Origin of the sequence: Bradyrhizobium sp. Tv2a-2, assembly GCF_000472425.1 — a bacterium.
In the GTDB taxonomy this organism is placed as follows: Bacteria; Pseudomonadota; Alphaproteobacteria; order Rhizobiales; family Xanthobacteraceae; genus Bradyrhizobium.
On sequence record NZ_AXAI01000040.1, the window covers coordinates 15,511 to 37,917 of the forward strand.

At 59.4% G+C, this 22,407-nt stretch carries 25 protein-coding genes and 5 pseudogenes; 20 read left to right on the top strand and 10 right to left on the bottom strand.

Annotated elements, in window-relative coordinates; genetic code table 11:
• Nucleotides 1–441: 441 nt before the first annotated feature.
• On the bottom strand, nucleotides 442–1,032 hold the full coding sequence (locus tag A3AI_RS0139070; protein ID WP_024520697.1) for a hypothetical protein: 591 nt from the start codon (nucleotides 1,030–1,032) through the stop codon (nucleotides 442–444).
• Nucleotides 1,033–1,309: 277 nt separating this feature from the next.
• Between A3AI_RS0139070 and A3AI_RS0139075 the strand changes: the two genes are divergently transcribed.
• The 7 genes from A3AI_RS0139075 (at nucleotide 1,310) to A3AI_RS0139105 (ending at nucleotide 6,369) form a co-directional block, all read left to right on the top strand.
• The gene (locus A3AI_RS0139075) at nucleotides 1,310–1,630 is read left to right on the top strand and encodes a HesB/IscA family protein (protein ID WP_024520698.1); all 321 of its coding nucleotides are present in this window, start codon (nucleotides 1,310–1,312) and stop codon (nucleotides 1,628–1,630) included.
• A gap of 19 nt (nucleotides 1,631–1,649) precedes the next feature.
• Nucleotides 1,650–1,940 (top strand): NifU family protein, encoded by a 291-nt coding sequence (locus tag A3AI_RS0139080; protein WP_024520699.1) that lies wholly within the window; start codon nucleotides 1,650–1,652, stop codon nucleotides 1,938–1,940.
• A gap of 11 nt (nucleotides 1,941–1,951) precedes the next feature.
• Nucleotides 1,952–3,145 carry a cysteine desulfurase NifS gene (nifS, locus tag A3AI_RS0139085; protein ID WP_024520700.1) on the top strand — a complete coding sequence of 398 codons (1,194 nt, stop codon included), beginning with the start codon at nucleotides 1,952–1,954 and terminating at the stop codon, nucleotides 3,143–3,145.
• Nucleotides 3,142–3,366, top strand: a complete 225-nt coding sequence (gene nifT / locus A3AI_RS0139090) for a putative nitrogen fixation protein NifT (RefSeq protein ID WP_024520701.1) — start codon at nucleotides 3,142–3,144, stop codon at nucleotides 3,364–3,366. The genes nifS and nifT overlap by 4 nt, the downstream gene beginning before the upstream one ends.
• Entirely contained in the window at nucleotides 3,363–4,226 is an 864-nt protein-coding gene (locus tag A3AI_RS0139095) for an SIR2 family NAD-dependent protein deacylase (RefSeq protein WP_024520702.1), read from the top strand. Before nifT ends, A3AI_RS0139095 begins: the two co-directional genes overlap by 4 nt.
• Nucleotides 4,227–4,569: 343 nt before the next feature.
• A complete protein-coding gene (gene nifB / locus A3AI_RS0139100) occupies nucleotides 4,570–6,129 on the top strand; it encodes a nitrogenase cofactor biosynthesis protein NifB (RefSeq protein ID WP_024520703.1) in 1,560 nt (519 codons plus the stop codon).
• 15 nt (nucleotides 6,130–6,144) lie between these two features.
• Nucleotides 6,145–6,369: a 4Fe-4S binding protein gene (locus A3AI_RS0139105; RefSeq protein ID WP_024520704.1), complete on the top strand. Its 225-nt coding sequence runs from the start codon at nucleotides 6,145–6,147 to the stop codon at nucleotides 6,367–6,369.
• Here A3AI_RS0139105 and A3AI_RS44525 read toward each other — a convergent pair.
• On the bottom strand, nucleotides 6,351–6,557 hold the full coding sequence (locus tag A3AI_RS44525; protein ID WP_036051374.1) for a hypothetical protein: 207 nt from the start codon (nucleotides 6,555–6,557) through the stop codon (nucleotides 6,351–6,353). The genes A3AI_RS0139105 and A3AI_RS44525 overlap by 19 nt on opposite strands.
• Before the next feature lie 162 nt (nucleotides 6,558–6,719).
• Between A3AI_RS44525 and A3AI_RS0139115 the strand changes: the two genes are divergently transcribed.
• The 7 genes and pseudogenes from A3AI_RS0139115 (at nucleotide 6,720) to A3AI_RS0139145 (ending at nucleotide 10,375) form a co-directional block, all read left to right on the top strand.
• Nucleotides 6,720–7,256 carry a hypothetical protein gene (locus A3AI_RS0139115; protein ID WP_024520706.1) on the top strand — a complete coding sequence of 179 codons (537 nt, stop codon included), beginning with the start codon at nucleotides 6,720–6,722 and terminating at the stop codon, nucleotides 7,254–7,256.
• On the top strand, nucleotides 7,243–7,938 hold the full coding sequence (locus A3AI_RS0139120; RefSeq protein ID WP_502685790.1) for a 4Fe4S-binding leucine-rich repeat protein: 696 nt from the start codon (nucleotides 7,243–7,245) through the stop codon (nucleotides 7,936–7,938). The genes A3AI_RS0139115 and A3AI_RS0139120 overlap by 14 nt, the downstream gene beginning before the upstream one ends.
• Before the next feature lie 2 nt (nucleotides 7,939–7,940).
• On the top strand, nucleotides 7,941–8,261 hold the full coding sequence (locus A3AI_RS0139125; protein WP_024520708.1) for a nitrogen fixation protein NifZ: 321 nt from the start codon (nucleotides 7,941–7,943) through the stop codon (nucleotides 8,259–8,261).
• Nucleotides 8,258–8,515 (top strand): annotated as a pseudogene (locus A3AI_RS46890) (nitrogen fixation protein NifZ). The gene A3AI_RS0139125 and the pseudogene A3AI_RS46890 overlap by 4 nt, the downstream one beginning before the upstream one ends.
• A complete protein-coding gene (locus tag A3AI_RS0139135; protein ID WP_024520709.1) occupies nucleotides 8,512–8,871 on the top strand; it encodes a DUF3024 domain-containing protein in 360 nt (119 codons plus the stop codon). Before A3AI_RS46890 ends, A3AI_RS0139135 begins: the two are co-directional and overlap by 4 nt.
• A gap of 35 nt (nucleotides 8,872–8,906) precedes the next feature.
• A complete protein-coding gene (locus A3AI_RS44530) occupies nucleotides 8,907–9,176 on the top strand; it encodes a DUF6129 family protein (RefSeq protein ID WP_036051376.1) in 270 nt (89 codons plus the stop codon).
• 14 nt (nucleotides 9,177–9,190) lie between these two features.
• Nucleotides 9,191–10,375, top strand: a complete 1,185-nt coding sequence (locus tag A3AI_RS0139145) for a DegT/DnrJ/EryC1/StrS family aminotransferase (RefSeq protein WP_051382734.1) — start codon at nucleotides 9,191–9,193, stop codon at nucleotides 10,373–10,375.
• 551 nt (nucleotides 10,376–10,926) lie between these two features.
• Here A3AI_RS0139145 and A3AI_RS0139150 read toward each other — a convergent pair.
• Together A3AI_RS0139150 and A3AI_RS48460 are read right to left on the bottom strand one after the other, a co-directional pair.
• Entirely contained in the window at nucleotides 10,927–11,496 is a 570-nt protein-coding gene (locus tag A3AI_RS0139150; RefSeq protein WP_198030340.1) for a hypothetical protein, read from the bottom strand.
• Nucleotides 11,497–11,914: 418 nt separating this feature from the next.
• Complete coding sequence (locus tag A3AI_RS48460; protein WP_156928143.1) at nucleotides 11,915–12,205, bottom strand: hypothetical protein; 291 nt, start codon at nucleotides 12,203–12,205, stop codon at nucleotides 11,915–11,917.
• 169 nt (nucleotides 12,206–12,374) lie between these two features.
• Here A3AI_RS48460 and A3AI_RS0139155 point away from each other — a divergent pair, with 169 nt between their 5' ends.
• Nucleotides 12,375–12,617, top strand: coding sequence for a hypothetical protein (locus A3AI_RS0139155; protein WP_024520713.1), 243 nt, complete (start codon nucleotides 12,375–12,377; stop codon nucleotides 12,615–12,617).
• 107 nt (nucleotides 12,618–12,724) lie between these two features.
• Here A3AI_RS0139155 and A3AI_RS48465 read toward each other — a convergent pair whose 3' ends face one another.
• A complete protein-coding gene (locus tag A3AI_RS48465; RefSeq protein ID WP_156928144.1) occupies nucleotides 12,725–13,183 on the bottom strand; it encodes a hypothetical protein in 459 nt (152 codons plus the stop codon).
• A 357-nt stretch (nucleotides 13,184–13,540) separates the two neighbouring features.
• A pseudogene (locus A3AI_RS44535) lies at nucleotides 13,541–14,227 on the bottom strand (IS1 family transposase); the annotation flags it as partial.
• On the opposite strand from A3AI_RS44535, the gene A3AI_RS44540 reads away from it, so the two are divergent.
• The 4 genes and pseudogenes from A3AI_RS44540 to A3AI_RS0139170 all read left to right on the top strand — a co-directional run bounded on the left by A3AI_RS44540 (nucleotide 14,226) and on the right by A3AI_RS0139170 (nucleotide 18,209).
• Nucleotides 14,226–17,408, top strand: a complete 3,183-nt coding sequence (locus A3AI_RS44540; protein ID WP_245287056.1) for a Wadjet anti-phage system protein JetA family protein — start codon at nucleotides 14,226–14,228, stop codon at nucleotides 17,406–17,408. The pseudogene A3AI_RS44535 and the gene A3AI_RS44540 sit on opposite strands and share 2 nt — an antisense overlap.
• 37 nt (nucleotides 17,409–17,445) lie before the next feature.
• Nucleotides 17,446–17,505 (top strand): annotated as a pseudogene (locus tag A3AI_RS49685) (hypothetical protein); the annotation flags it as partial.
• Between the two features lie 54 nt (nucleotides 17,506–17,559).
• Nucleotides 17,560–17,817, top strand: a complete 258-nt coding sequence (locus tag A3AI_RS49690) for a hypothetical protein (protein ID WP_245287055.1) — start codon at nucleotides 17,560–17,562, stop codon at nucleotides 17,815–17,817.
• Nucleotides 17,814–18,209 (top strand): DUF3322 domain-containing protein, encoded by a 396-nt coding sequence (locus tag A3AI_RS0139170; RefSeq protein ID WP_024520714.1) that lies wholly within the window; start codon nucleotides 17,814–17,816, stop codon nucleotides 18,207–18,209. The genes A3AI_RS49690 and A3AI_RS0139170 overlap by 4 nt, the downstream gene beginning before the upstream one ends.
• Here A3AI_RS0139170 and A3AI_RS44545 read toward each other — a convergent pair.
• Nucleotides 18,201–19,300, bottom strand: a pseudogene (locus A3AI_RS44545) (IS630 family transposase). The gene A3AI_RS0139170 and the pseudogene A3AI_RS44545 sit on opposite strands and share 9 nt — an antisense overlap.
• 38 nt (nucleotides 19,301–19,338) lie before the next feature.
• Between A3AI_RS44545 and A3AI_RS0139185 the strand changes: the two are divergent.
• The gene (locus A3AI_RS0139185) at nucleotides 19,339–19,620 is read left to right on the top strand and encodes a LexA family protein (protein ID WP_024520717.1); all 282 of its coding nucleotides are present in this window, start codon (nucleotides 19,339–19,341) and stop codon (nucleotides 19,618–19,620) included.
• A 267-nt stretch (nucleotides 19,621–19,887) separates the two neighbouring features.
• Here the strand turns inward: A3AI_RS0139185 and A3AI_RS0139195 are convergent, their stop codons facing one another.
• The 3 genes and pseudogenes from A3AI_RS0139195 to A3AI_RS0139205 form a co-directional block, all read right to left on the bottom strand.
• Nucleotides 19,888–20,919 (bottom strand): IS110 family RNA-guided transposase, encoded by a 1,032-nt coding sequence (locus A3AI_RS0139195; RefSeq protein ID WP_024520718.1) that lies wholly within the window; start codon nucleotides 20,917–20,919, stop codon nucleotides 19,888–19,890.
• Nucleotides 20,920–21,264: 345 nt separating this feature from the next.
• Complete coding sequence (locus A3AI_RS49035) at nucleotides 21,265–21,498, bottom strand: hypothetical protein (protein ID WP_024520719.1); 234 nt, start codon at nucleotides 21,496–21,498, stop codon at nucleotides 21,265–21,267.
• A gap of 152 nt (nucleotides 21,499–21,650) precedes the next feature.
• Nucleotides 21,651–22,127 (bottom strand): annotated as a pseudogene (locus A3AI_RS0139205) (transposase); the annotation flags it as partial.
• Between the last annotated feature and the right edge of the window lie 280 nt (nucleotides 22,128–22,407).

Below are 22,407 nucleotides of genomic sequence, written 5' to 3' on the forward strand. Positions count from 1 at the left end.
ACCAGTTCGTCCGTTGATGAATGATCAATCGCTCATCAGTATGTCGCTGATGTGATCTGCAGATTGAGCGACATTCGAGCGGGCCCCCCGCCAATCGCCTCTATTCTCGTGGTTGTCGATAAGGATGACAGCCATAAGCCGTGGTCCCCTGTTGTCGCCTGCTGGGGCAAGCGCGTGGTTGCCTATGTGAACAGATGCGTTTCCCGGCGCGCACGTCAATCTGAGTTAGGGGCCGAACCAGTTTTCCTAATCTAATGGCTTCGCGCTGATGTGCGGCATGTACTGCTCGATCTTCGACCGCCGTTCCGGGCGCGGGTCGACGGCGCACGCAACGGCCATGCGCTCACGCGGGTCACGTTGAGGGGGCTGGATGGCGACATCCGCGTTACCGGCGTGCGGATCACAGAGGGCAATCAATACTGTAAAGCCCGAGACCGCCGCTCAGACTGGCCGATTCTGGTTGCGGTTTCTTACAGCGTCCATCCTCTTCAGCCCGTCTTCGTAGGAGATTTCATCAAAAGACGCTTCGATCGCCTTGGCAGCATCGAGGACATAATCGAGCTTGCCACCCGGATTGAGCTTTTTGATGTCGTTCTTATCGATTCCGAGCAGCTCCATCATCTCCTTCCAGACGGTCGACTCATCGCAGGGGAGTACGTGAAACGTGATGTCGCCGAGCCGGGTTCTGTATTTCGCCAGCAGATCGATATTGTTGCAGAACATGAAGTAGATGCCATCTGGGCTCAGGTCGTCCTCCAGCACCTTTGCGACATCGCTCAGGTAAGCGAAGGAGTGCAGATAACCGGCAAGTACCGGAATGGTCCTCTCGCCCTCTTGCACGACCGTCAGGACCTGCTCGATCGAATAGTCGGGCGGCCGCTTCTCGTCGGCGACCCGGGGTTGGAATTTCAGTGCGATATCGCCCCGGAAGCCGAACCGGCCAGGTTTGGTGGTCTCGCCTTTGAGTACAGCGTTGAGCAGGCGTCCCTCCTTGTCCAGCCGGCCGAGCGCAGTGTTCTCGATTGCAGTCATGAAAATCGTCCTCGATCTAGACTCATCCACCGGACAGATCGGCCGGCGCCACACCCAATGCAAATTGTTTGCCGCGCATAAGCCACGCGTATTCAGGGCCCACTCAAAGAAATCGCGGTGAGGACGTCACCATGGTTCCAAGCGCGTGTCGGAAAGCCAACATCGCTCCCAACGCCGATCCGCTGGCTTCGAAAAGGCGAGCCTTATCAAGTGCGCGCCAAGCTGGCATGTGATTTGCCAATCCACGGGCGACCGAAGCGGGAAATGAAAGGTAGCCATGATCAATTTGACGGATAGCGCGGTAAAGGCGGTCAAGAGCGCGATCTTGGGATCGCCGAGGCCGGCAAGCGGCCTGCGCATCAAGGTCGAGGTCGGCGGCTGCGCCGGCTTCAAATACACGATGGGCTTGGCTGATGGCGCGACGCAAAGTGACACTGTGATCGAGCACGACGGCCTAAAGGTGTTCGTCGACAACGAGAGCCAGGAGCACCTGGTCGGCACGACGATTGATTTCGTAGTCGCGCTGGAGGGGTCCGGCTTCACCTTCGAAAATCCCAACGCGAGCGCGCACTGCTCTTGCGGCAAATCCTTCGGCTAATGACGAGAGAAGTCAAGGCATGCTGGTCGAATCTGAACAACTGAAGCAACCGTCATCCACAAAGCCCAGTCAGGAGCAAATCGTTCGCTCTGTTATTGCTGAGATCCGGCCCGACCTGCAACGCCACGGCGGCGATTGTGAGCTGGTCGAAATCGACGGCAGCAAGATAATGGTCAGGCTGAGCGGTGCGTGCGTCTTCTGCAAGCTTTCAAGCGGAACTTTAGAGGGCATTCAAGCGCGGCTTGTCGAGAAACTCGGGGAATTCTTTCGTGTGCTTCCGGTCGCTGGAGCAGCGAAAACGCGGAATTGAGGGAAGAGCCCATGGAGATCTATCTCGACAACAATGCGACCACGCGGACCGATCCGTCCGTCGTCGAAGCCATGTTGCCGTTCTTTACCGAACAGTTCGGCAATGCCTCCTCCGCTCATGGCTTTGGAAGCGAGGTGGCAGGCGCAGTGAGGAAAGCCCGCAACGAACTGCAGATTTTGTTGGGCGCCGCTCACGACCACGAGATCGTCTTCACATCTGGTGGGACTGAGTCCAACAATACCGCCATTCTGTCGGCCCTTGCGGCGCAGAAAGGGCGCGACGAGATCGTCACAACCGCCGTGGAACACCAGGCGATCCTGGCGATGGTCGAGCAGCTAACGGCAAGCGGTGTCCGGGTGCATGTCATCCCGGTCGATTCACGCGGTCGGCTCGACCTTGAGGCTTTTCGTTCTGCTCTTGGCCCGCGCACCGCGCTTGCGTCGGTGATGTGGGCCAACAATGAAACCGGAACCATTTTCCCGCTAGAGCAGCTGGCCGGCTGGGCGCGTTCGAAAGGTGCGCTTTTTCACACTGATGCGGTGCAGGCAGCCGGCAAGTTGCCGATCGATCTGAAGGCCAGCGAGATCGACATGCTGTCACTGTCTGGCCACAAACTTCACGGCCCCAAGGGGATTGGCGCACTGTTCGTGCGCAAAGGGATCAGCTTCAGGCCGCTTATCTGGGGCGGTTCGCAGGAACGAGGGCGACGGGGCGGGACATCGAACGTCCCCGGTATTGTCGGTCTCGGCAAGGCCGCGGAACTCGCAACCGAGCGGCTAGATGCAGATCGCACGCGCATCGGCGCCCTGCGTGACCGTCTGGAAGAGGGCATCTTGCGGGTTGGCCACTGCACGGTACTGGGCGATCCCAGCAGTCGATTGCCGAACACCACCAACATCGCCTTCGAGAGCCTCGAAGGCGAGGCTATACTGCATCATCTCAATCAAAACGGGATATCAGTTTCGCTCGGATCCGCTTGCAGCGCCGATTCAGTGGAGTCGTCGCATGTGTTGCGCGCCATGAATGTGACGGCGAACAGCTTGGCGGGCGCAGTGCGTTTTTCACTGTCGCGTGAAACCACGCTCGGAGAGGTCGATGAAGTTGTGCGCGTATTGGTCGAAATCGTCGCTCATCTACGCACGATGGCCCGCCAGCTAACCGTTCCCGTCACCAGATTCGTCCCGCTCACGGAATTGAGCTCGTGAAAGTTATGATTCGCCGCTTCCCCGAGGGAAGCCTGTCGATCTACGTACCCAAAAAAGATCTGGAAGAGCCCATCGTGGAAGCCGAGCACGAAACACTTTGGGGCGGCTGGATCAGAATCGCCAATGGTTGGGTGCTGGATCTGCCTGAGATGGCGAGCGACACGCCGCTGCCTATTACCGTCAATGCCAGAAAACGTGGCGATGGTGGCGAGGAGCGATGAACGCTCCGCCGCGAATCGATTTTATCAAGGCGGTCGACGCCGAGAAGGTGCTTGCTGGCGTTGCAGCCAGGTTGCGTGCCGGCACCATTGTTCCATATCTCGGACCTGGTCTAGCGGAGATATCCAAATTCGATGTTCCGATGACGCCAGAGGCCTTGGCTGCCTTTTTCGCTTTGAAGGTCGCGCTTCCGCGCCGCGCGAGGGGCAACGCCTGGGCGTCGGCGCAGTATATTGAGACCAGCAGGCATCGCTCCACGGTCACAGCATTGATGGCTCAGGCGTTTACTGCGCAGGTCGAGCCTACACCGCTGCATCATTATCTGGCATCACTATCGCTGCCGATGATAGTCGATGTCTGGTATGACGGCGCCATGCGCGCAGCGCTCGCAAACCGAGACGGGTGGGGTGAAGTGCAGGGCATTACCCGCGCCGCCATCGGAGAGGACCGCTGGTATCGTCTGTACGACGCGATGGGCCATGAAGTGGAGCGCGCAGCCGCCGCCCATTGGACGACCGTGCTCTACAAGCCCCATGGCAGCGTGGTGCCCGCGAAGAACTTCCTGATCTCGGACGCTGATTATGTCGAGGTACTGACCGAGATTGACATCCAAACGCCGATTCCCGACATGATCAAAGAAAGGCGTAGTGGACGGAGCTTCCTATTCATCGGTTGCCGTTTCAACGACCAGCTGTTACGCACCTATGCTCGGCAGATTACCAAGCGCTCAGCCCATGCTCATTACGCGATTGTCGAACCGGACGCGCTTTCCCGCAATGAGCTGCGCTTTCTGATCGCGCAAGGCCTTACCCCTCTCGCACTTACTCTCCCGCGCGCCGTGGAGATATTGCTTGCGAACTAGCGACACGATCGATGCGGACTTATCCGACCTCGGCTAAGTCGCTGGGGCAGCTCGAGCCGCATCCAAATATATGGTGTGGGAGGAAGGACTTTGAGTGTGCTCAGTTTTGAGGATTGACACAGGCCTAACCGGCGAAAGTCTGTCGGGATCATGACGCCTGTCACATTTCCCACATGACGCATCATCGGCACGTCGGCCCGGCAGCACGGCGTTGTGGCCGCTAAGCTATTGACAACGTGCGGAATATTATCGAACCCGCGATGGCATGTGAGTTGCTAACTCTCCTTGTGAGGTGTTCAGGCTCGTCCCTGAGCAGCCAATGAGACTTGCAGGAGAGAATTGAATGGATCCGGTTGCCGGACATCGAGATCGTGCCGGAGATGCGGAAGATGTCCGCGAGATCATCCAGGTTATCGCCGAACATAACGGCTGCGGCACCTCAGTGGACCGCGGCGAGACGGCCTGCGGCTCTCGAGCCGCCCAAAGCGATCTGCCGAGCGCTATCTGGCAAAAGGTGAAAAGCCATCCCTGCTACAGCCAAGAGGCACATCATCATTATGCCCGCATGCATGTGGCGGTGGCTCCAGCCTGCAACATGCAGTGCAACTACTGCAACCGAAAGTATGACTGCGCCAATGAATCGCGCCCCGGCGTAACCAGCGAGAAGCTCGTCCCAGAGCAGGCGTTGAAAAAAACACTTGCGGTCGCCTCCGCCATTCCGCAGCTGAGCGTGCTCGGGATTGCCGGCCCCGGCGATCCTCTGGCCAATCCAGAAAAAACCTTCAGGACGTTTGAGCTTGTGGCCAAGGCCGCGCCGGATATCAAGCTATGCCTGTCAACCAACGGGCTCGCCTTGCCCGATCACGTCGACACCATTGCCCGCTTGGACATTGACCATGTCACTATCACCATCAACATGATCGATCCCGAGGTCGGCAGAAAAATCTACCCGTGGATCTTCTACAGGCACAAGCGTTATGCAGGCCTCGAAGCGGCGAAAATCCTTAGCCGGCGCCAGCTGCAGGGCCTCGAAATGCTCACCGAACGGGGCATTCTCTGCAAGGTCAACTCCGTGATGATTCCGGGCATCAACGACCAGCACCTGGTCGACGTCAACAAGGCGGTCAAATCGCGTGGCGCCTTCCTGCACAACATCATGCCGCTCATCTCCTCGCCAGAGCATGGCACCGTGTTCGGCCTTAGCGGTCAACGCGGGCCGACGGCACAGGAACTGACGGCGCTGCAGGACGCCTGCCAGGGCAATATGAACATGATGCGGCATTGCCGTCAGTGCCGGGCCGATGCGGTCGGCCTGCTCGGCGACGATCGCAGTGCGGAGTTTACGATCGAAAGGATCATGGCCATGGACATCAAATATAACTTTGAGAGCCGCCAAGCCTACAGGACGAAGGTTGAGAGGGAGCGCGCAGCCCAGGCGGCCGCCGAGCAAGAGGAGCTCTCGAGCCTTGCGAGTGAGACGAGCGACATCAAGCCTCGGGTGGCCGTCGCCACCAAGGGCGCGGGCTTGATCAACGAGCATTTCGGACACGCCAAAGAATTCCAGGTTTATGAGCTCTCGACGTCAGGCGCGAGAGTCCTCGGAGCCCGCCGCATCGACCATTATTGCAAGGGGGGATATGGCGAAGAGCGTAGCCTTGAGTCCATCATCCGCACGATCAATGATTGCCACGCGGTATTCGTGGCCAAGATCGGTGGCCGCCCGAGAAGCGAGCTCTTGAAGGCGGGGATAGAGGTCGTCGATCAATACGCCTACGACTTCATGGGCAAATCTATGATCGCCTGGTTCAAGTCCTACCTCGACAAGGTCGAAAGCGGAGAACACCGGCATCTTCAGCGTGGCGCGGGCGATATCCAACAGCGTGCGCTCAATTCGGCGGCGTGAGGAAGCAAACATCCGATGCCGTTCAAGATCATATCCTCCCAATGCACTGGCTGCTCCGCCTGTGAGATGGAATGCCCGAATGCCGCGATTTCTGAGAAGAACGGCACGTTCGCGATTGATGCAAAGAAATGCACCGAATGCATAGGTCATTTCGACGAACCGCAATGCGTCGCCGCGTGTCCGGTTGACAACACTTGCGTTATCGACACGTCCCTGGCGCGCTATAAGGCGTCGGCGTAGAGGCCGCGCATGAACGTCATGGTATCAAGCGCTTCGCTAACGATGGTCCGCGCCACAGACGAGGCGCAGGACGGCCCGGGATTTTGGTCAGTATCCGGCGAGAATCCAGTAGCCTGCTCCAGACCTTCCGCCGGTGTGACCGCCGCGATGTCGCCATCGCTCGCCAAGCCGGGCCGCAGGTGCGCCAAGCTGAGGCTCCTCTCGTATCGGCGGGGCCGCTTGGTGCACGATGCGATCGGAACCGATTTCGCCGGTGCCTCCGCCCGGGCGGCCCTGTCACCTATGATTCCAGAAGGATGTACCGTTAGAGCGGCGTCGCCAATCCGGCTCACGAGAGGGAACCGCAGCCGATGACGCTGGATTTCGCTCACAAGCCGCGATCCGCCGGCCAAGGTACGCCGATTGCACACGCGCTGCCCGGGGGAGGCCTGCCGCACGAAGTTGACCATCATCTGTGGCGCGCCGGCCTTTGCTATCACCTGGACGAAGTCGCGGAGAGCCATCTCCGTCAAGCGCTGGCGCTGGCCCCCGGCCGCTCCGCGGTCCTGATCGGGCTATATCGTTTCTATTTTTACAAGGGCAGGCTCAGCGAGGCCCTCGAGATCGCGCGATGCTGCGTGGCCAAAGCTGCTCGTGAAAGCGGACTTCCAGACGACTGGCCCGATGTCAATGCGGTCGACGCCGCGTTCGGTCGCTACGAGAACATCCTGTCGCGTTTTTACCTGTTTTCGCTAAAGGCCTATGCGTATCTACAGATGCGACTTGGCAACCTGGACGAAGGGCGTGCCGCCGCGGAGAAGCTGCTCGAACTCGATCCGACAGACAAGATTGGGGGCAAGGTCCTTCTGGAAGTGATCGAGGGAATGGGGAAGGATGATGACGACTGACGTCGGGGAGGCGCGAAACTGGCGCAGCCGCGAAGGTAATTGCGGTGCTTGCTCGTACCTATTGCCCAAAAAGATCGGCTGGTGCTGGCTTGTGCATACTTGCATCGATGACCGCGATCCCCATCGCCTCGATCGGTTGTTCAGCTCCAATCCGGAGCTCGCTAACGCTTGCATCGCGCATCCAGATTTTGAAGTGCGGGCGATCGCGGCCAACTACGCGAATCTCTTTCTTCTGCCGCCGCTGCTTGATGACGAGGATGGAGCCGTGCGTTGGACTGCGGCCCGGCGGCTACCCAAGCGGTATATGCTGCGTTTGCGTACGGATCCTGATCGGAAGGTCAGGATCCGCGTCGCGAACCTGCTCGATAGCGAGGATCTGATGCAGATGCTGGCGGACGAGGACTCCCTCGTCCGCGGGGTCGCGCGCCGCATTCCCTATAAATGGCTGCTCGGCATGCCGAGCGATCCCGATGCCCTTGTGCGGCTTGACATCGCGCAGCGGCTTGTACCGGATTCGCTTTCCGCCCTACGGCGCGATCGGGATTGGCGGGTCCGTTACGAGGTTGCGAGCCGGATCGAGACAGCCGAATTGGCAGGTATTACGGAAGATAAGGATAGCATGGTGCGGGAAGTGGCCCGCGGACGCTTAGCGCTTTGTCCCGAGCTCCGCGAGGAAGCCTAAGCATGGGCAACATCATCCGCGACAGTGACGTGGTCGAGCTCACCGGGCCGCCTTCCTTCGATTTTGGGGAAAAAGTGCAGGCCACGTGCAGCGTGCGCAACGACGGCACCTATCCGGGCAAGGAGATCGGCGACATTTTGGCTAGGAAAGGCGAGGTGGGCTACATCGTCTCCATCGGCACCTTCCTGCAGCAGTTTTACATCTACGGGGTAGAATTTCTCGAAAGCGGCAATCGCGTTGGCATGAAGCGCGAGGAACTGGAGCCGCTGGAGGCGCAGGAGGACCTGGACGATCTGCCCTTGCCCGAGGAGGTCGTGCCATGATCGAGCCTGATCTCCCCAAATATCAATGGGGTCAGCGCGTCAAAGCGGCCATCTTCTTGACCAATGACGACTCGCTTCCGAACGCGCCGGCCGATGGCCTTTTGGTCAGCGCGGGGCGCATTGGTGAGATTTGTGCAAGTCGGAGCCCACACCATTGTCAACCGGCCCATCGATCTCGTTGAGTTCGGCGAACGCCTGGTGCTGGGTGCCTCGAAGAGGAAGTTTCGCCTGCTGTTGGAGCCGATATTCGATGAATGCTGCGACCATGAGACACCCGGTTAAATATCCGATTGCTCACCCCAACGAGGTGGATCGTAAGCGAATCGACCGCGCGCTCAAGGCGCGCAAACGCTATCGCTACGTCTCGCCGAAGGTGACGCCGGTGAGAGGCGGCTATCTCGTTGAGAGCCCATGCTGCTCAGGAAGTATCGACAAGCACGGCGGCGCAATCGACGTGGCGCTGATTCACCACGACGCCATCAGCGCAACCTGGAAGCTGTTTCGCAAGGACCATGCGCGGGGAACCTGGAAATTCCACAGCGTCCACCAGCGCCTGAGCGCAGTAACGGATGAGCTCAATTCCGATCTCGATCGGGTGTTCTGGCGATGAGGTCGTTTTGGGCCCTTTCAACGATAGGAAAGCCTATGGCGCTCGGCGCGGATGAATTGAAAGAAATTGAACGACTGATAGCAGAGGCTGCTGCGAACGAGAGCCCAATTCCCGAGTTGCGGCGTCGTTTTCCCCGGCTCGTGCTGACGCGATGTGATGCGTCCGACGTGACCGATCCGCCATTCCGGAGCTTTTCGCGTTTCGACCTGCATCTGATTGATGGCTCCGATCATTGCGTACAGATCACAAGCGATCCGGACCGGGCAACTGGTGTCGTGCTCGCGGCAAGGAATGGCGGGCGGTGATCGGCACGGCACTCCTGGAGGACCGCGCCGGCGGCCCGGACTTGCTCGGCGCGGATGTACCGTTCATTCCTCTTTCAGATCCTGACATCACCTCCGCCGAGCTTGCTGCCGTGGAAACGCTATTGTGCTCGACCAGTATCTCCAATGGGCCGATCGCTGAAGCTTTTGAAAAGGCGTTTGCCGGCTATATCGGCCGCAAATACGCAGTCGCAGTTCCAAGCGGCACGATCGGGCTTCTGCTTGCACTGAGGGCGCTTGGCATCGGACCGGGACAGGAGGTGATAGCTTCGCCCTATTCGTTTCGCGAGACCGTGCATGCCATCAGCCTCGCCGGCGCGCGGCCAGTCTTTGCCGAGATCGACTATTGGTCCGGAGCCGTGGCTACTGCGAAGCTCGAAGCGCGGATCACGCCAAACACGCGCGCCATTGTTGCCGGTAACCCCAATGGCCATCCGGCATCCTGGTTGGAGCTACGCGCGATCGCACGGCGTCATGAGCTGGCGCTGCTGGAAGATTCTACTGAAGCAATAGGATCGAAATACAAGGACATTCTGGTCGGCAACTTCGGCGATCTCGCTGTGTTCGATTTCGCGCAACCATCAGCTCTGACGTGCGGCGAGGGCGGGATGGTGGTAACCGACAACATCGATATGGCCGTCGCCTTACGCCGTCATCGCGCGCATCGGCTGAATGAGCGTTCTTCCGTCGTCGTCAGCAGCGCTGCACCTTATCAGGGCGCGATGAGCGATCTCTCGGCCGCCTTGGGACTTGCGCAGTTGAAGCGTATCGACGCAATCCTTGAGCGGCGCCGGCTGATCCAACAGCTCTATCATGCGCATATGCAGTCATTCGAGGGCATCAAGCCACCCTATGTCGGCCCTGACGTGACCGAGGCAAACTGGTTGCTCTATCTCGTCCATCTCGGGACGCGCTTCACGCGATCGAGTCGAGACGCCATTATCGATGACCTCCGGGTTGAACGGGTCGAAGCCGCCGCCTATTGCACCCCGCTGCATCTGCAGCGGCACTACTTCGACCTCGGCTATCGGCATGGCGATTTCCTGGTGGCCGAAAAGATCGCCGATCGCGCCGTTGCGCTGCCGTTTCACACCCATCTGACGGACAATCAGATTGAGTTCATCGTGCAGACGATGAAGGATGCATCGATCAATGTCGGTGCGGGAGCTGCGATTTACTAGAGCCGGGCGATGGAAGTACCGAGAAAAGGGGATTGAATGTCGACGTTTGTGGTCTCGCCTTATGGCTAGATGATCGCGGTCATTGAAGTTGCCTCACTCTTGGCGGCGCTGCTCCCAGCGGAGATCGCCGTTGCAGACAAATGCAAGGGCGGGCGAAGTAACGCTCCTGCCACATCTTCGTGCAGCAAAGCGGGAAGGCAGCGTCGAGTGTCGCGCTCCAACGGAATGAGAAGCCGCATACGATGCCGGCCTCTCTCCGCGCGGCCGACCGCCGGTAAGGTGCTCGGGGCCGGAAAGATAATCGTTGTCCTCTTGGACTAGATTCGGGTTATTCCATCTTGGCCTTGAAGAGTCGGAAGGAACCTGGATACGTGACAAAGATCATTGTGTCTCAAGCGGGACGCTGCCCGAGTCAGGCGAGCGCAAACGGAGCTCATGGATCAACCAATGGTCATGATTGAGAGAATGATAACTTTGACCAAACAAGAACGGTATATTGAATGACAACTGCTTCCGGCTATTCGTTGAGAGCTGGCGGCCCGAAGAAGCGGTTATGCTGAGCCGTTCTCAGTTTCTGGAATTGTTTGCTTCAGTCGAGGCGGTCGAGTCTTCCGGATCGATTTCAATGCTGCCTCAATCGAGGGCTCGTCACACAGCTGGCGATATATTTGATCGTGCGCCGCTATCCGCTGAAGGTACAAGACCAGCATGCTAGCGCATTTGGCTACCGACTTTAGCTCTTCGATAATCTGGACAAGGTCGTTCTCTCGGTACACTGAAATCCGATCGATGTCGGGTGAAGGCGTGAATATACTCGTCCCGGCGCTCGAGAAGAGCGCTTTTTGAACCCTCACAGCCACCTCAGTTTGGGCCTCTGGTTCTATCAGAAGCAACGCCTCGGGGAGTTCTTCCGTATAACCCCAGACGTGATGGGCAATAGCGTTACGCTTTTTTGCTGCCGCGCGGGCGATTTTGATGACCGCCTCAAAGGCTTCTAGATCGGGATCAAATAGCTTTGTCCAACCCGCCGCTTCGATCATATCCATCTGAGCGGTGGCACTTGTGACGGCATGGAGCATCGCCATAACTGGCGCAGCTTCCGTTCCCAGCATGTGGCTCAAGATTGCTCCAATTCCGATCTCAAGGGATGCCCACCTTGCAATGATCTCAGCGACCAATAGTCCCAACTTGGGGCGCAACGCTATTGCCCGAGGAGTCACTATGACGGGAGCTTTCGGGCGAACGCGAGCTAGTGGTTGAGGCGACATGTCGATATCCGCTTCTAAGTCAGAGATAGAATTGCACACCGACGCATGAGAGCGCTCTGAATGTGCCATTGATACGGTCGCGAAGGGGCCTCCGCAGCACCGAGACGCAAGAAAGGCTAAGGCCAAGAAGCGTCCGACTGAGAAAAGAAGGGTTCGGGCTTACAAGCGACAGCGCTGGTTCTTTCTCAATCCATGGAAGCAGACGAAGTCGGCTTCCGGCTTCTGCCCAAGTCGTCCCTCCTGAAACACTACCGGATATTTGGATTCGATATCACCGTCCTGGTAACCAAGCGCGCAGTAGCGGGATAACAAGGCGAAGCTCGACGTTTCCTTTGCCTCTCAAATCCGCGCCGGATATATCGCTCCAGAACTCAAGCATGAAGGAGGAGCGGCCACAAAAGCGTTTGTCGTGCAAGTAGAGATTGGCAGGACCATTTGCTCCGCTGACCTCCACTTCAACCAGACCCGCCAGCTCGCATTCTCCGGATGGACGACTAATGTTTGATAGTGGTGCCGGGAAGTGGGGTTCGCGTGGGGACAAAATGGTGATCAGTTCCTCCACATTGGTTGCGTCCGAAACGTACGAACACCGTGCTCGTGCCAAGGCAAACAACGCGGTAGAAGACGCGCCGAAATCGTTCCAATGTTACTGAGCAACAGCCCCAAGGCAGGGGGCCTCGCAACGTGGGATCGATGAAGCATGCGAAGGCTTAGCACGCTAGGGGATATCAGTGGCGAAGGATGCAGTTGCGTTCGAGATCGACGACGTGAAAACCGTCGATCAAAATATTTCTGCGTTTACGACTGCGCTCAAGACAATCGATTGTCCCTTGGCCGACCTTATATCCGCATCTCTTGCAAAGCTCAGTCTGGAAGTTTCCGTCGATCACGACGAGCTACTCGACGACTTGTATGCAGCCGCGGCGGCCACCAAACCCGAGCAACCCTCCAGCGAGGAAAGCCCGGCGCAATGAGCGGCTGGTATCTTCAGAAGGTTTCAATCGAGGGGTTTCGCAGCATTAACAATGAGGGTGCGCCCCTTGTTGCCAACGTTACGGTAATGCCTCAGTTTGAAATTTCTTTAAGAAGTCGGGCGACGTTGAAGCACTGCGGCGGGATTTGAAAGCTCGGACATGAACCAAAGAGTTTCTGGGCACATCCACTGCAACAGTGTACGAATGTTACGGTATTCGTCAGTCGGCCCTTTGTCGAAAATTGCGTAGTGGTGCATGACTGAATTCCTAAATTTTCGAAGCCGCTCTAACCTCTTGTAAACCTCATCACGACTAAAACCCGTTGGTAGGTGCGGGAACGCGCCGTTGATTCCATCAGGCCAGAGAAGAAATTCCAAACTGCGCCCCAAGAGGTTCTGCCAAAAGCCAAAAGACATTCCAGCAACTACGTGATCCGGGGTGAAAGACCTGCCGCGCTTTTGTCGTTCATCAGCCGCAGTCTTGGCAATCTCAGTTTTGTGCCGATCGGGGATGACGTTGGTGAACTTTGATCGATCAAACCAGTTATCCCCGTAGAGTTTTGTCAACTGACGGTGGATCGCGTTTCGAAGTGCAACTTCTGTGAACTGGATGGGAATGTAGAATTCCTCACACAGTCTTGCGTTCCATACGTATTATCCTAAGGGCATGATTCTTATTGCCTTTTCCGGCAGAAAGATGCCGCGTTAGGCGCGCCGGCGACATAGTTGCTTCGATGGCTGCCAAAACGTTAGGCATAGGCGAGAAGGGGTATTGCATCGAGACTCGCGTGTGGTAAATTCTCGGCACGTGCCGCGGGGCGGATCACTGCGCAAGCGCATATCTCCTGTGGACAAAAGTGGGCCGGACCTTCGGGTGCCGGCCCTACTTTTTTGCCCTGCAACTATTAGTCCTGTCAAAATATTTCATGCTGCTACTGGTTGCCGTTTCTTATATGGGCCGCGCTTCTTTGGCGAGCCTTCACGCTGGTCGATCAAGGTAACAATATCGGCCATATCCATGGGCGAGGAAACGAGTCCCGCCGCCATCGCTGGCGTCATGCGCAGCGTCTTGTGCTGCTTAATGAAGTTGTACCAAACAAAGTAGAGCGAGAGCGCGTGATAGTGGTTCTCGACCTTCTTTGAAAAGGCGTTGGTCAGGCGCGTGAAACGGCGCATGGACATGCGCATGGTCAAATTCTGGCGCTCAACGAATGACGTTGAGACGTGCTTGATGTCCGGTGAACCGAGAACCAGGTCCTTATCTATGCCGATCAGCTTGGCCGGGCTATAGCGCTTCTCAGGCTGCGGATCGCTGCCGTACAGCTTTTGCAGAATGCCATAGTCAACACCGTCTGGGCCGAAGGCTTCACTAACGGCGGTTAGATAAGCGCGGTGGCCATCCGTAGTGAGCTGCACTCGATTGGCGAGGCGCGGCTTAAGATCGGCCATGAAATCACTAGCCGCTGCGGTGTCGCGGTCGCCCACAAGCCAAGTCAGGATCAGTTTGGTATCGGCATCAATTGCGGTCCAAGTCCAAACGTCACCCGAGCCAATCGGCGCAGCCTTGGCGTTCGCGACGTTCTTTTGCTTGGCATATGCCCGGCTCCTGATGCGCCTCTACGAGAGGGTCTATTCGGCCCGGATCCTGGAAACGCCGCTCAGGGAAGAGGTCGTCAAACAGATCGAGATCGGGCTTTCGGACTTCGGCATCGGATCGATGGGCGATCTCACCGAAGGCGATCCGGAGGAGGACCAGACGACGAGCCGGGCCCACTATTTGACCTACTACCGGCTGCGCGACACCGGGTGGCTCACAGAAGAAACCGAGAAGTGGCGCACCTACGTCGACATGAACCCGGACGCGTTCATGGTGCTGGGCGCGATCACCGACTTCGGCAACAGTCGCGTGCGCGTCGCCGGCGCCGTGGTGGACGTCAAGAACAACCTGGAGGCTGCGTTCCGGGAGCCGGAGACCATGGCCCAAGGTCTCGCCAACGCGCACGACACGGCTGCGCGGTTCGCCCGCAGCATGCGCCGCATCCTGGTCGGCATGCGCGAGATCGAGGACCGCATCCTGGGCAATCCGAACGCGGCGGCCATTCTTCGCACGTTCTTCCAGGACTTCGTCGACGGACTGCTGATCGCCGACTACAAGCAGCTCAAGACGTCCAACAATCCCTACCGTCACCGCCGCACGATCGCCTCTCTGGCGGGCGACATGCTCGCGGACGCCGGCCTCGTCGGCAAGATCTCGCGCGCCTACGTCGAGCAGCGTGTCATGGCCGCGGGCGCAACGATCGGCACGGCCGAGGAGCGCGTCATCGCCGAGCTCGGAAAGATAAAGAGCGTCTTCGAGGACGTCGGCCCCTTCATGGACAAGATCGAGGATTTCCGAGACCGCCTCGAACGCCGCATCCGTACCACTGTCCACTACATGGACGTCATGGGCGAAGGCTCCGCGGAGCGGATCGTTCGGTTGATTGAGCAACTCTCGAAGCTCGGCGGCGACGAGGTGGAGATCCGTCTGAGGTCGCCGGATGTCGGTCTCCGTCGCATCATCCTGGCCGATTGGTACCTGTTCCGTGTGCAGCAGGTCGATATGCGCGGCATGACCGCCATCATCGGTCCGAACGGCGCCGGGAAAGTGGAAGCCGTCGCCGCGTCGACCCGGCACTCGACGCTCGAGACGGAGCTCAAGGCCGTCGAGTTGTCGATCAATACCAGTGACGGCGAACAACTCGCCCAGATGTATGAGTCGGACAAGAACTTCACCGTGGGCCAGCGCGCCAATGCCATGGCCCCGGTCAAGGAGATCGATGGGCTGATCGCTTCGATCAAAAAGGCCGTCGACCGCAATCTGCTTGTGCGCCGGGATGATCTGCTGCATGCGCTACTCAGTGCGGTCGTCGTCGCCCGGGGAAGGGCGCCGCTTTCCGAATGGGACAAGACGCTCCCGGAGGACTGGAAGGACAGCGCATCCCATCTCGATGCGGCTCTTGTCGCCGTCGACCAGGAGCGACTTGCGACGGTCCGCAAGACCTTCTCGGATGTCCATTTCAACGCCCGCGTCGCGACCAAGGATCTTCAGGATCGTATCGATCAGACCGACAGCAACCCGAAGCGTATGGACCAGGGGCTGAGCCCGATCGAGCGCGGGACCCGCGATCTGATAGATCAGCTTCGCTCGCACGGCATCGAAGCCGAGCCGCTGTGCGATCTTGTCGAAATCCGCGACGACAAATGGCGGATGGCGGCCGAGGCCTTCCTGGGTCGCTCCCGTGAGGCGCTTATCGTCGAGCCCGGTCGGGCAGTCCGCGCGCTGGAAATCTACCGTGAGGGCGGGGAGTATTCGTTCCAGCATGCCGAGGTCATCAACACGACCAAGACAGACGGCACGCGCCCTGCTGAGAAGGGTTCGCTGGCGCAGATCATCAGCACGGAAAACCGGCATGCCCGGGCTTTCCTCAATTATCGGCTTGGCCGGCTGATGATGGTGGAAACCATGGACAGGATGGTCGCCGCCGAGAACGCCATTACCCCAGACCGCATGGTGCAGGGCGGCAGGACGGTCCGGCGGCTTCCCAAGCCGGAGTACCTGAAGCTCGGGCGCGCCACGCAGGCTCAGATGCGCCAGCAACTTGAGAACGAGCGGAAAGACCTCGCGCTCCGGCTCGCCGAGCAGGCCCGTGAGGTCGTGCGGCTGGAAGAGGACGCCAGTCTCTTCGGTGACATGTTTGCGCAATTCCAGAAGGTGCAAGCTGCGGGACTAAGCTGCCTGGCGTGCGGCGCCGCGCTGGTCGAGTTCGATCGCAAGGTCTCGGACGTCGAGAAGAACATCGAGGATGCTAGGCGCAATCGCGATCCCAAGCTCATTTCGGAGCGGGACTGTTTGCGATCTGAGGTCGGCGTGGCTGGCCGGCTCAAAAATACAACACAAGAGACCTTCAAAGCGGCGCAAACCGCACGCGACCGTGCCGAGGGTGCATACGAAATCTACGTGCGAGAGAACCGTGACGTCTTGTCATCGGGTCGGCGCGGCCGTGCACACCAAGTGCGCGAAGGTTTTCCGCAGTCGACGGCCATGCGGGACTACCGAGTCCAGGTCGGTGCCATCGCCACCGAATCCATTCAGAACCTCATCTCTGGTTTCGTCGCGGATCGGGATCGTCGTTCGACCGAGCGGCGCTCCAGCCTCATGCGCGAAATGACCGGCGCGATGAACAAGCATGGTCAGGAATTCCATGTCGGGCCGCCCTTTACCGCCGAAGAAGCGACGCCGGCGGCCGTCGAGCAGTGGGCCGCGGCTGAAAAGCAGCGCCTCGATACGCACGAGCTGGTCCAGTACGAGGAGCAGTGCCGCAACGCCGCGACCGAGATGACCTCGGCATTCCGCGACGATCTCCTGCATCGCCTCGACGACGCCTTCACCGGCATCAAGGCCACCCTGAACGAGCTCAACCGGCACCTGAAGGATCGTCAGTTCCACGGGCGGGACTACTACTCGTTCAAGGCGCTGGAGGCCCCGACCCATGTCGACATGATCGAGCTCGTAGAGGAATCCAGGAAGCCGGAGTTTAATCTGCCGCTCTTCGAGGGTCCCAGCGGGGACGCGACCTCTCCCATGATGCGAGCGGTCCGCCAGATCGAGGAGATCCTGTCGAATCCGGAGGCGCGGACCGAGGATATCGAGGACCCGCGCAAGTATTTCAATTTCGAGCTCTACATCCAGGATGCCGAGGGCAAGATCCGATCGTCGTTGACGAGCGGCGCTGGCACGGGGTCCCGGTGGTGAAGGGCAACTGCCGTTCTACATCGCCATCGGCGCCTCGCTGGCCGCGACGTACCAGAACCGTCGCACCGGCGATAGCGGACTGTCGCTCGCGATTTTCGACGAAGCCTTCAACCGGCTGGACACCAAGGGCATCGGTCAGTGCTCGGAATTCATGCGCGATCTGGGGCTCCAGGTCATGCTGGCCACCCCGGACGAAAAACGGCACGTGTTCATGGAAGTGGTCGACACCGTCGTCAACGTGAACCGCCTGGGCAACCAGGTGATGATCGACACCGAGTTCCTGACGGAGAAGGCTCGCGACGCGATCGTTGCGATCGATCCCTACCGCAAGGGCTTCGACGTGTTCAAATCCGAGTTGATTGCCGCCGAGAAGGCTGAGGTTGTCCCGCAAGACCAGGCTGCGGAATGACCGACGTTCGTACAGCGGATGTCGGCGTCGAATTCCTCGAACGCCTGCTGGAGAGGAGCGAACGCAATCCCGATCGTTCCCGGCCGGCTTCCGCGGCTCCGGAATACGACAGGCTCTCGACCGCGCAGCAAGTCAGCCGCTTCCACGACCAGATGGCGGCAGCGGAGAGGTTCGGCGCCGTCGAGGTGAAACGGGGCAAGAGCGACCGGAGCCACCTGATCGAGCGGGTCCGTGTTCGCGACCCTGAGCTGCTCGCCAGGCATCTCGGTCGCCCGACTGCCCCGGCGACCGCGCAGCGCGTCAGGGACGAACTGCTTTCGGTTGCGGCGACCGGCGAGCCGTGGGTCGCCGGTCTGTTGGACGAGATGACGGCTAGTACCTCATCACAGTGATTTTGACTCTTTGGGCGTGCCTGGATAGGTGCGCCGCAGTTTGGCGCGGGCTTTGTCTGTTGTGAACATCCAGTTGATACGAGCGCGAGCTTTATTTCGCTGCCGCTCCCATGCTGCGATCTCGTTTCTAAGGCGTTTTGGATCGGCGATGCGGCGACCGAGACACTGCCCTTGGAGGACGCCGATCTCGATCTCGACCATGTTGAGTGTTTCGGGCTGTAGTGGAACTCGAGGCGGCGCAGGATGCGGCGGGCCTCGGCGGGCGCAAAGGCCTGGTAGAGAGCGCCGGGGGCATGGATCGACAGATTGTCCTGCACGACACGGATGCAGGCGGCCTTGGGGTAATGGACATCGACATAATCCACGGCGGTGCGCCGTTCGGTGACTTTGACCTTGCGCCAGGCCCGATGCGGATCGAAGGCGACGAAGAGATTGACGGTGCCGTTGCGACGGTACTCGTAATCGTAACGCTCGCGCTTTCCCGGCTCAGGTGGGATCGGCCGGCGCACCTCGCCGATGAGCTGGACGGGGGTTTCGTCGAAGCAGACCAGCGGCCGCTCGGGATCACTCGCTTCAGCGTAGAGATCGAGCACATCTTCCATGCGGGCGACGTATTCGCCATCGACATGGGGAATGCACCACGTGTCCCTACGCCACGGCTTGAGGTCATTATCGGCCAGCCGTCGGCGCACGGTCTCGCCTGACAGGCTGTCATGATCGGTGAGCTTGACCATCGCGTCGGCCAGCAGCGCCAGCGTCCAGCGCCTCCGGCCGGCGTGCGGTTTGGCGCACGCGGTCGCCACCAGCAGGGCTTCCTCCTTGCCGGTCAGCTTGCGCTCCGCACCGGGGCGCGGCTCCTCACTCAAGGCCCGGTCGAGATTGCCTTCCACGAAGCGGCGTTTGGTCCGATAGATGGTCGAGGCGCTTACTCTGACGGCCCGGGCAATCTCCTCGTCGCGGCTGCCGGTGTCGACCGCCAGCAAAATCTGGGCCCGCTTGAGTTTGCGAGCGGCATGCTTGCCGCCACTCAGCATCGCCGTCAGTTCCTCTCGCTCGGCTTGGCTCAATTCGACCCGATAACGTACATTCATGCTTCGCCTCCTTGTCGGAGGCCGGGACGAATCCTGCTATGAGTCAAAAATCAGGCGCACGCTTTACCGAGAAGCAGGGCCATTATCTGGCTTTCATTCATGCCTATTCGTACATGTTCGGACAGCCACCGGCCGAAGCCGACATCCAGCGCCATTTCCGCGTCAGCCCGCCGTCGGTCCACCAGATGATCGTCACCCTCGAACGCAACGGCTTCATTCGCCGTCAGCCCGGCGTTCCCAGGAGCATCGTGATTCTCTTGCCTCCCGAAAACTTGCCCATCCTCGAATGGCTCGGTATCAAATCGTCAAAATCACCGTGATGAATCACTTTAGTGCCTTCTGTAATGGGCCTTTGTTCGTCAAGTCCCTCTGAACAAATCTCATCGCCAGGATCATGCTTCTGTCCGTGGTCGGCACGAAGACCGCCACACCATGCCATCAGATCCAGAGCCGACAGGTCAATCTAGGACGCGTGATTAGCAGCAGCATTCACAGCACTACTCACGACCTTGCCAAGCTCTCGTCCCGGCGACGGGACCCTCAGGAGAACGTACCGTTTCCGGCTCGTTCCGAATCTTCTCCACCTCCTATGCAGCCGCAGCGGTCTTGCTCCAGCGGAACTCGGTCGCGTCCACCCACATGCGATGCAGCACAACGCCCAACTTGCGAGCAAGGGCCACTTTGGCGCGCTTCATGCCGCGCCGTCGCGCAACCTCGAGTGCCCAGCGCTTCAGGCTCGAGAAGCGTGTCGCATGCGTCAGCATGATATGCGCCGCTTCAAAGAGCGCGGTGCGTACCATGGCGTCGCCGACCTTGCTGATGACGCCGTCCCGGTCGGTCTCACCCGACTGATATTTTTTCGGCGTGAGCCCGAAGTAGGCGCCGATCGTACTGGATTTTACGAACCGCGATGGATCATCTACCGCCGAGCGGTATGTCAGGGCGACCAAAGCGCCGACGCCAGGTGTGCTCATCAATCGCCGGCAAATTTCGTCGGCCCGCGCGATTTTCAGCATCTCGCGATGCAGCCTGGTGAACTCGTTCCACAATGCCATCCTCGCAGCGAGCATCGCGCCAATCACCGTTTCCAGGGTCACGTGCCCCGCTGTCAGTTCCCGAATGCGCGCTTCAAACCGTCCACGGCTCACTTCGCCGACCTTCAGCCCATAGCCACGCAAAATCCCGCGGATGCTGAGTTCGACGTCGAGAAGCTTGCCTTGCAGAAGCTTGCGCCCAATGAGAAGGGCGCGGGTGTCCTTGCAAGGCACCGATTTCGCGTGAACCGGACGGTACCAGCCCATCCGCAGCAACTGAGCGATCCCGCGGGCATCCTTCCGGTCGGTCTTGACGGTCATGGCTGAGAGTGCTGCTTTCACATGCCGTGTCTCGAGCAAAACCGCATCGCGTCCGCCGGCCACAAGCCCGGCATGCAGCCACTGCGACAACGGCCCTGCCTCGAGCCCAATGCGGCTGATTGGTAATTCCAGCTCGTCGAAATAGCCAATAAGCACCTCAGGCTCGCTGGCGACCTTGACCTCGCGGACGACCTTGCCAGTCCCGTCAACAACGCAGATGCTGCTCTCTTTCAAAGACACGTCGATCCCCGCATAATAGTCCATGGCTGTTCCTCACTTGATGCCTGGAGCCGATCATTCGGACTCCGTTTCAACATCATCATTCTGAGGGACAGCCACCTAACCTGGCTAGGCTCGCCAAGGCCGGCCCATTACGGCATCTAGATGCAGAGGTTTTGACTCGTTGAACTTGGCGTGATTTGTCCGGGGACGCTGGATAGGCACGCGCCATTTTGGCGCAGGCCTTCCGGGGCGCGTCGCTCGGTCACCTGCCGAGGCGCCGGATCCCGAGCGGCCACTGGTCTGCTCACATGGGGATTGAGTGTGTCAAGGTGGTTGGTCAGCTCTTTGTTCGATTGCAGGCCAGCTCTTCGTCCCGACCTTGGAGCTTTAGAGATGGCGCGCGCAGATCAAGTCAAAGGCCGGCCCCGTAGGGCCGCCGCGCAGCGGCTTGGCCTTGACTTGATCTGCGCGCGCCATCAGGCTGATGTGGTCGGGCGTAGGCTGGCCAGATAACTCCTTCTTTTCGATGGCGATCCAAGGTCGAGCCAGTTTTTGGCAATCTGGTTTACTTGCCAGATCAAACTCACATTCGGTCGTCGCGCGAGGCAACTGCACCAACATTCCGCTTGCGGCGGGCAGGCTCGAGAGGACGAGACCATTCTTCGATGCGGCTTTTTGAGGCCGTGCAGACCATCGGTTCGTCCACCCGGATCGGCTGAGGCTGATCGAACCTCGGCAGATTGGTTTTGAGTTTGCTGGGGAGAGTGCTTGTGTTAGGCGACGGACTTCATCAGGGCTCCCTCAATCACGACGCCAGCGGTTACGTACTTCCACAGAGCCACGAGCAGCTTGCGGGCCAGCGCCACGATCGCACGCTTGCGGCCGCGCTGACTGTGCGTCTTGAACCACCGCGTCAGAGCCGATTGTTCCTGGTGGCGCACCCACAGCCAGGCGAGCTGGACCATGGTTGTGCGCAGCCGCGGATTGCCGGCCTTCGACACGCCCTGCTCGCGTTCGATACCGCCACTCCGCCATGGCGTGGCCGCAAGACCGGCATAGGCAGCAACCTGACGACGGTTGTCGAAGTGGCGGTAGAAGGCCTCCGACCAGAGAACGCCGGCGAAGTTGGCGCCCATTCCCTTCAAGGCGAGCAGCATTGTGACCGGGGCCGGTGCGCCCTTCTTCTCGCCGGCTGGCTTTCCCGCCTCGACGAGGAGAGCATCCTGCGCGGCCTCCACTGCCTTGATCTGCGGATTCCAATGATCGCGCGCAGGTATTCCAATCTGATGCCGCGCAGCGTTCCGATCTGATCGCGCGCAGGTGAAGTACCCGATCGTTAGAGGCAATTGGCACTTTCGCTAGCCCATGGTCAAGCGGTTGCCGGAGAGATCACGTCTGATGTTTGATGGTGTCGCTCGACGGAGCGAAGCTGACCGGACGCGCACCCCCAACAGTGCCGTAGCGGTCGGTCAGATTCGCGGGCTGCAGTCTCGGTCTTCATAGGCCGACCGCGTAGTCAATGCCGAGGAA

Coding starts and splice junctions, on each gene's coding strand:
- A3AI_RS0139070 (WP_024520697.1), bottom strand. CDS start 1,032: ATGACTGCAATCGAGAACACTGCGCTCGGCCGGCTGGACAAGGAGGGA.
- A3AI_RS0139120 (WP_502685790.1), top strand. CDS start 7,243: ATGATGACGACTGACGTCGGGGAGGCGCGAAACTGGCGCAGCCGCGAA.
- A3AI_RS0139170 (WP_024520714.1), top strand. CDS start 17,814: ATGACCGACGTTCGTACAGCGGATGTCGGCGTCGAATTCCTCGAACGC.
- A3AI_RS0139115 (WP_024520706.1), top strand. CDS start 6,720: ATGACGCTGGATTTCGCTCACAAGCCGCGATCCGCCGGCCAAGGTACG.
- A3AI_RS0139135 (WP_024520709.1), top strand. CDS start 8,512: ATGAATGCTGCGACCATGAGACACCCGGTTAAATATCCGATTGCTCAC.
- A3AI_RS0139075 (WP_024520698.1), top strand. CDS start 1,310: ATGATCAATTTGACGGATAGCGCGGTAAAGGCGGTCAAGAGCGCGATC.
- nifB (WP_024520703.1), top strand. CDS start 4,570: ATGGATCCGGTTGCCGGACATCGAGATCGTGCCGGAGATGCGGAAGAT.
- A3AI_RS0139195 (WP_024520718.1), bottom strand. CDS start 20,919: ATGGACTATTATGCGGGGATCGACGTGTCTTTGAAAGAGAGCAGCATC.
- A3AI_RS49690 (WP_245287055.1), top strand. CDS start 17,560: ATGCGCGATCTGGGGCTCCAGGTCATGCTGGCCACCCCGGACGAAAAA.
- A3AI_RS0139080 (WP_024520699.1), top strand. CDS start 1,650: ATGCTGGTCGAATCTGAACAACTGAAGCAACCGTCATCCACAAAGCCC.
- A3AI_RS0139185 (WP_024520717.1), top strand. CDS start 19,339: ATGAGTCAAAAATCAGGCGCACGCTTTACCGAGAAGCAGGGCCATTAT.
- A3AI_RS44540 (WP_245287056.1), top strand. CDS start 14,226: ATGCGCCTCTACGAGAGGGTCTATTCGGCCCGGATCCTGGAAACGCCG.
- A3AI_RS49035 (WP_024520719.1), bottom strand. CDS start 21,498: ATGTTGGTGCAGTTGCCTCGCGCGACGACCGAATGTGAGTTTGATCTG.
- A3AI_RS0139095 (WP_024520702.1), top strand. CDS start 3,363: ATGAACGCTCCGCCGCGAATCGATTTTATCAAGGCGGTCGACGCCGAG.
- nifS (WP_024520700.1), top strand. CDS start 1,952: ATGGAGATCTATCTCGACAACAATGCGACCACGCGGACCGATCCGTCC.
- A3AI_RS44530 (WP_036051376.1), top strand. CDS start 8,907: ATGGCGCTCGGCGCGGATGAATTGAAAGAAATTGAACGACTGATAGCA.
- A3AI_RS0139125 (WP_024520708.1), top strand. CDS start 7,941: ATGGGCAACATCATCCGCGACAGTGACGTGGTCGAGCTCACCGGGCCG.
- A3AI_RS0139105 (WP_024520704.1), top strand. CDS start 6,145: ATGCCGTTCAAGATCATATCCTCCCAATGCACTGGCTGCTCCGCCTGT.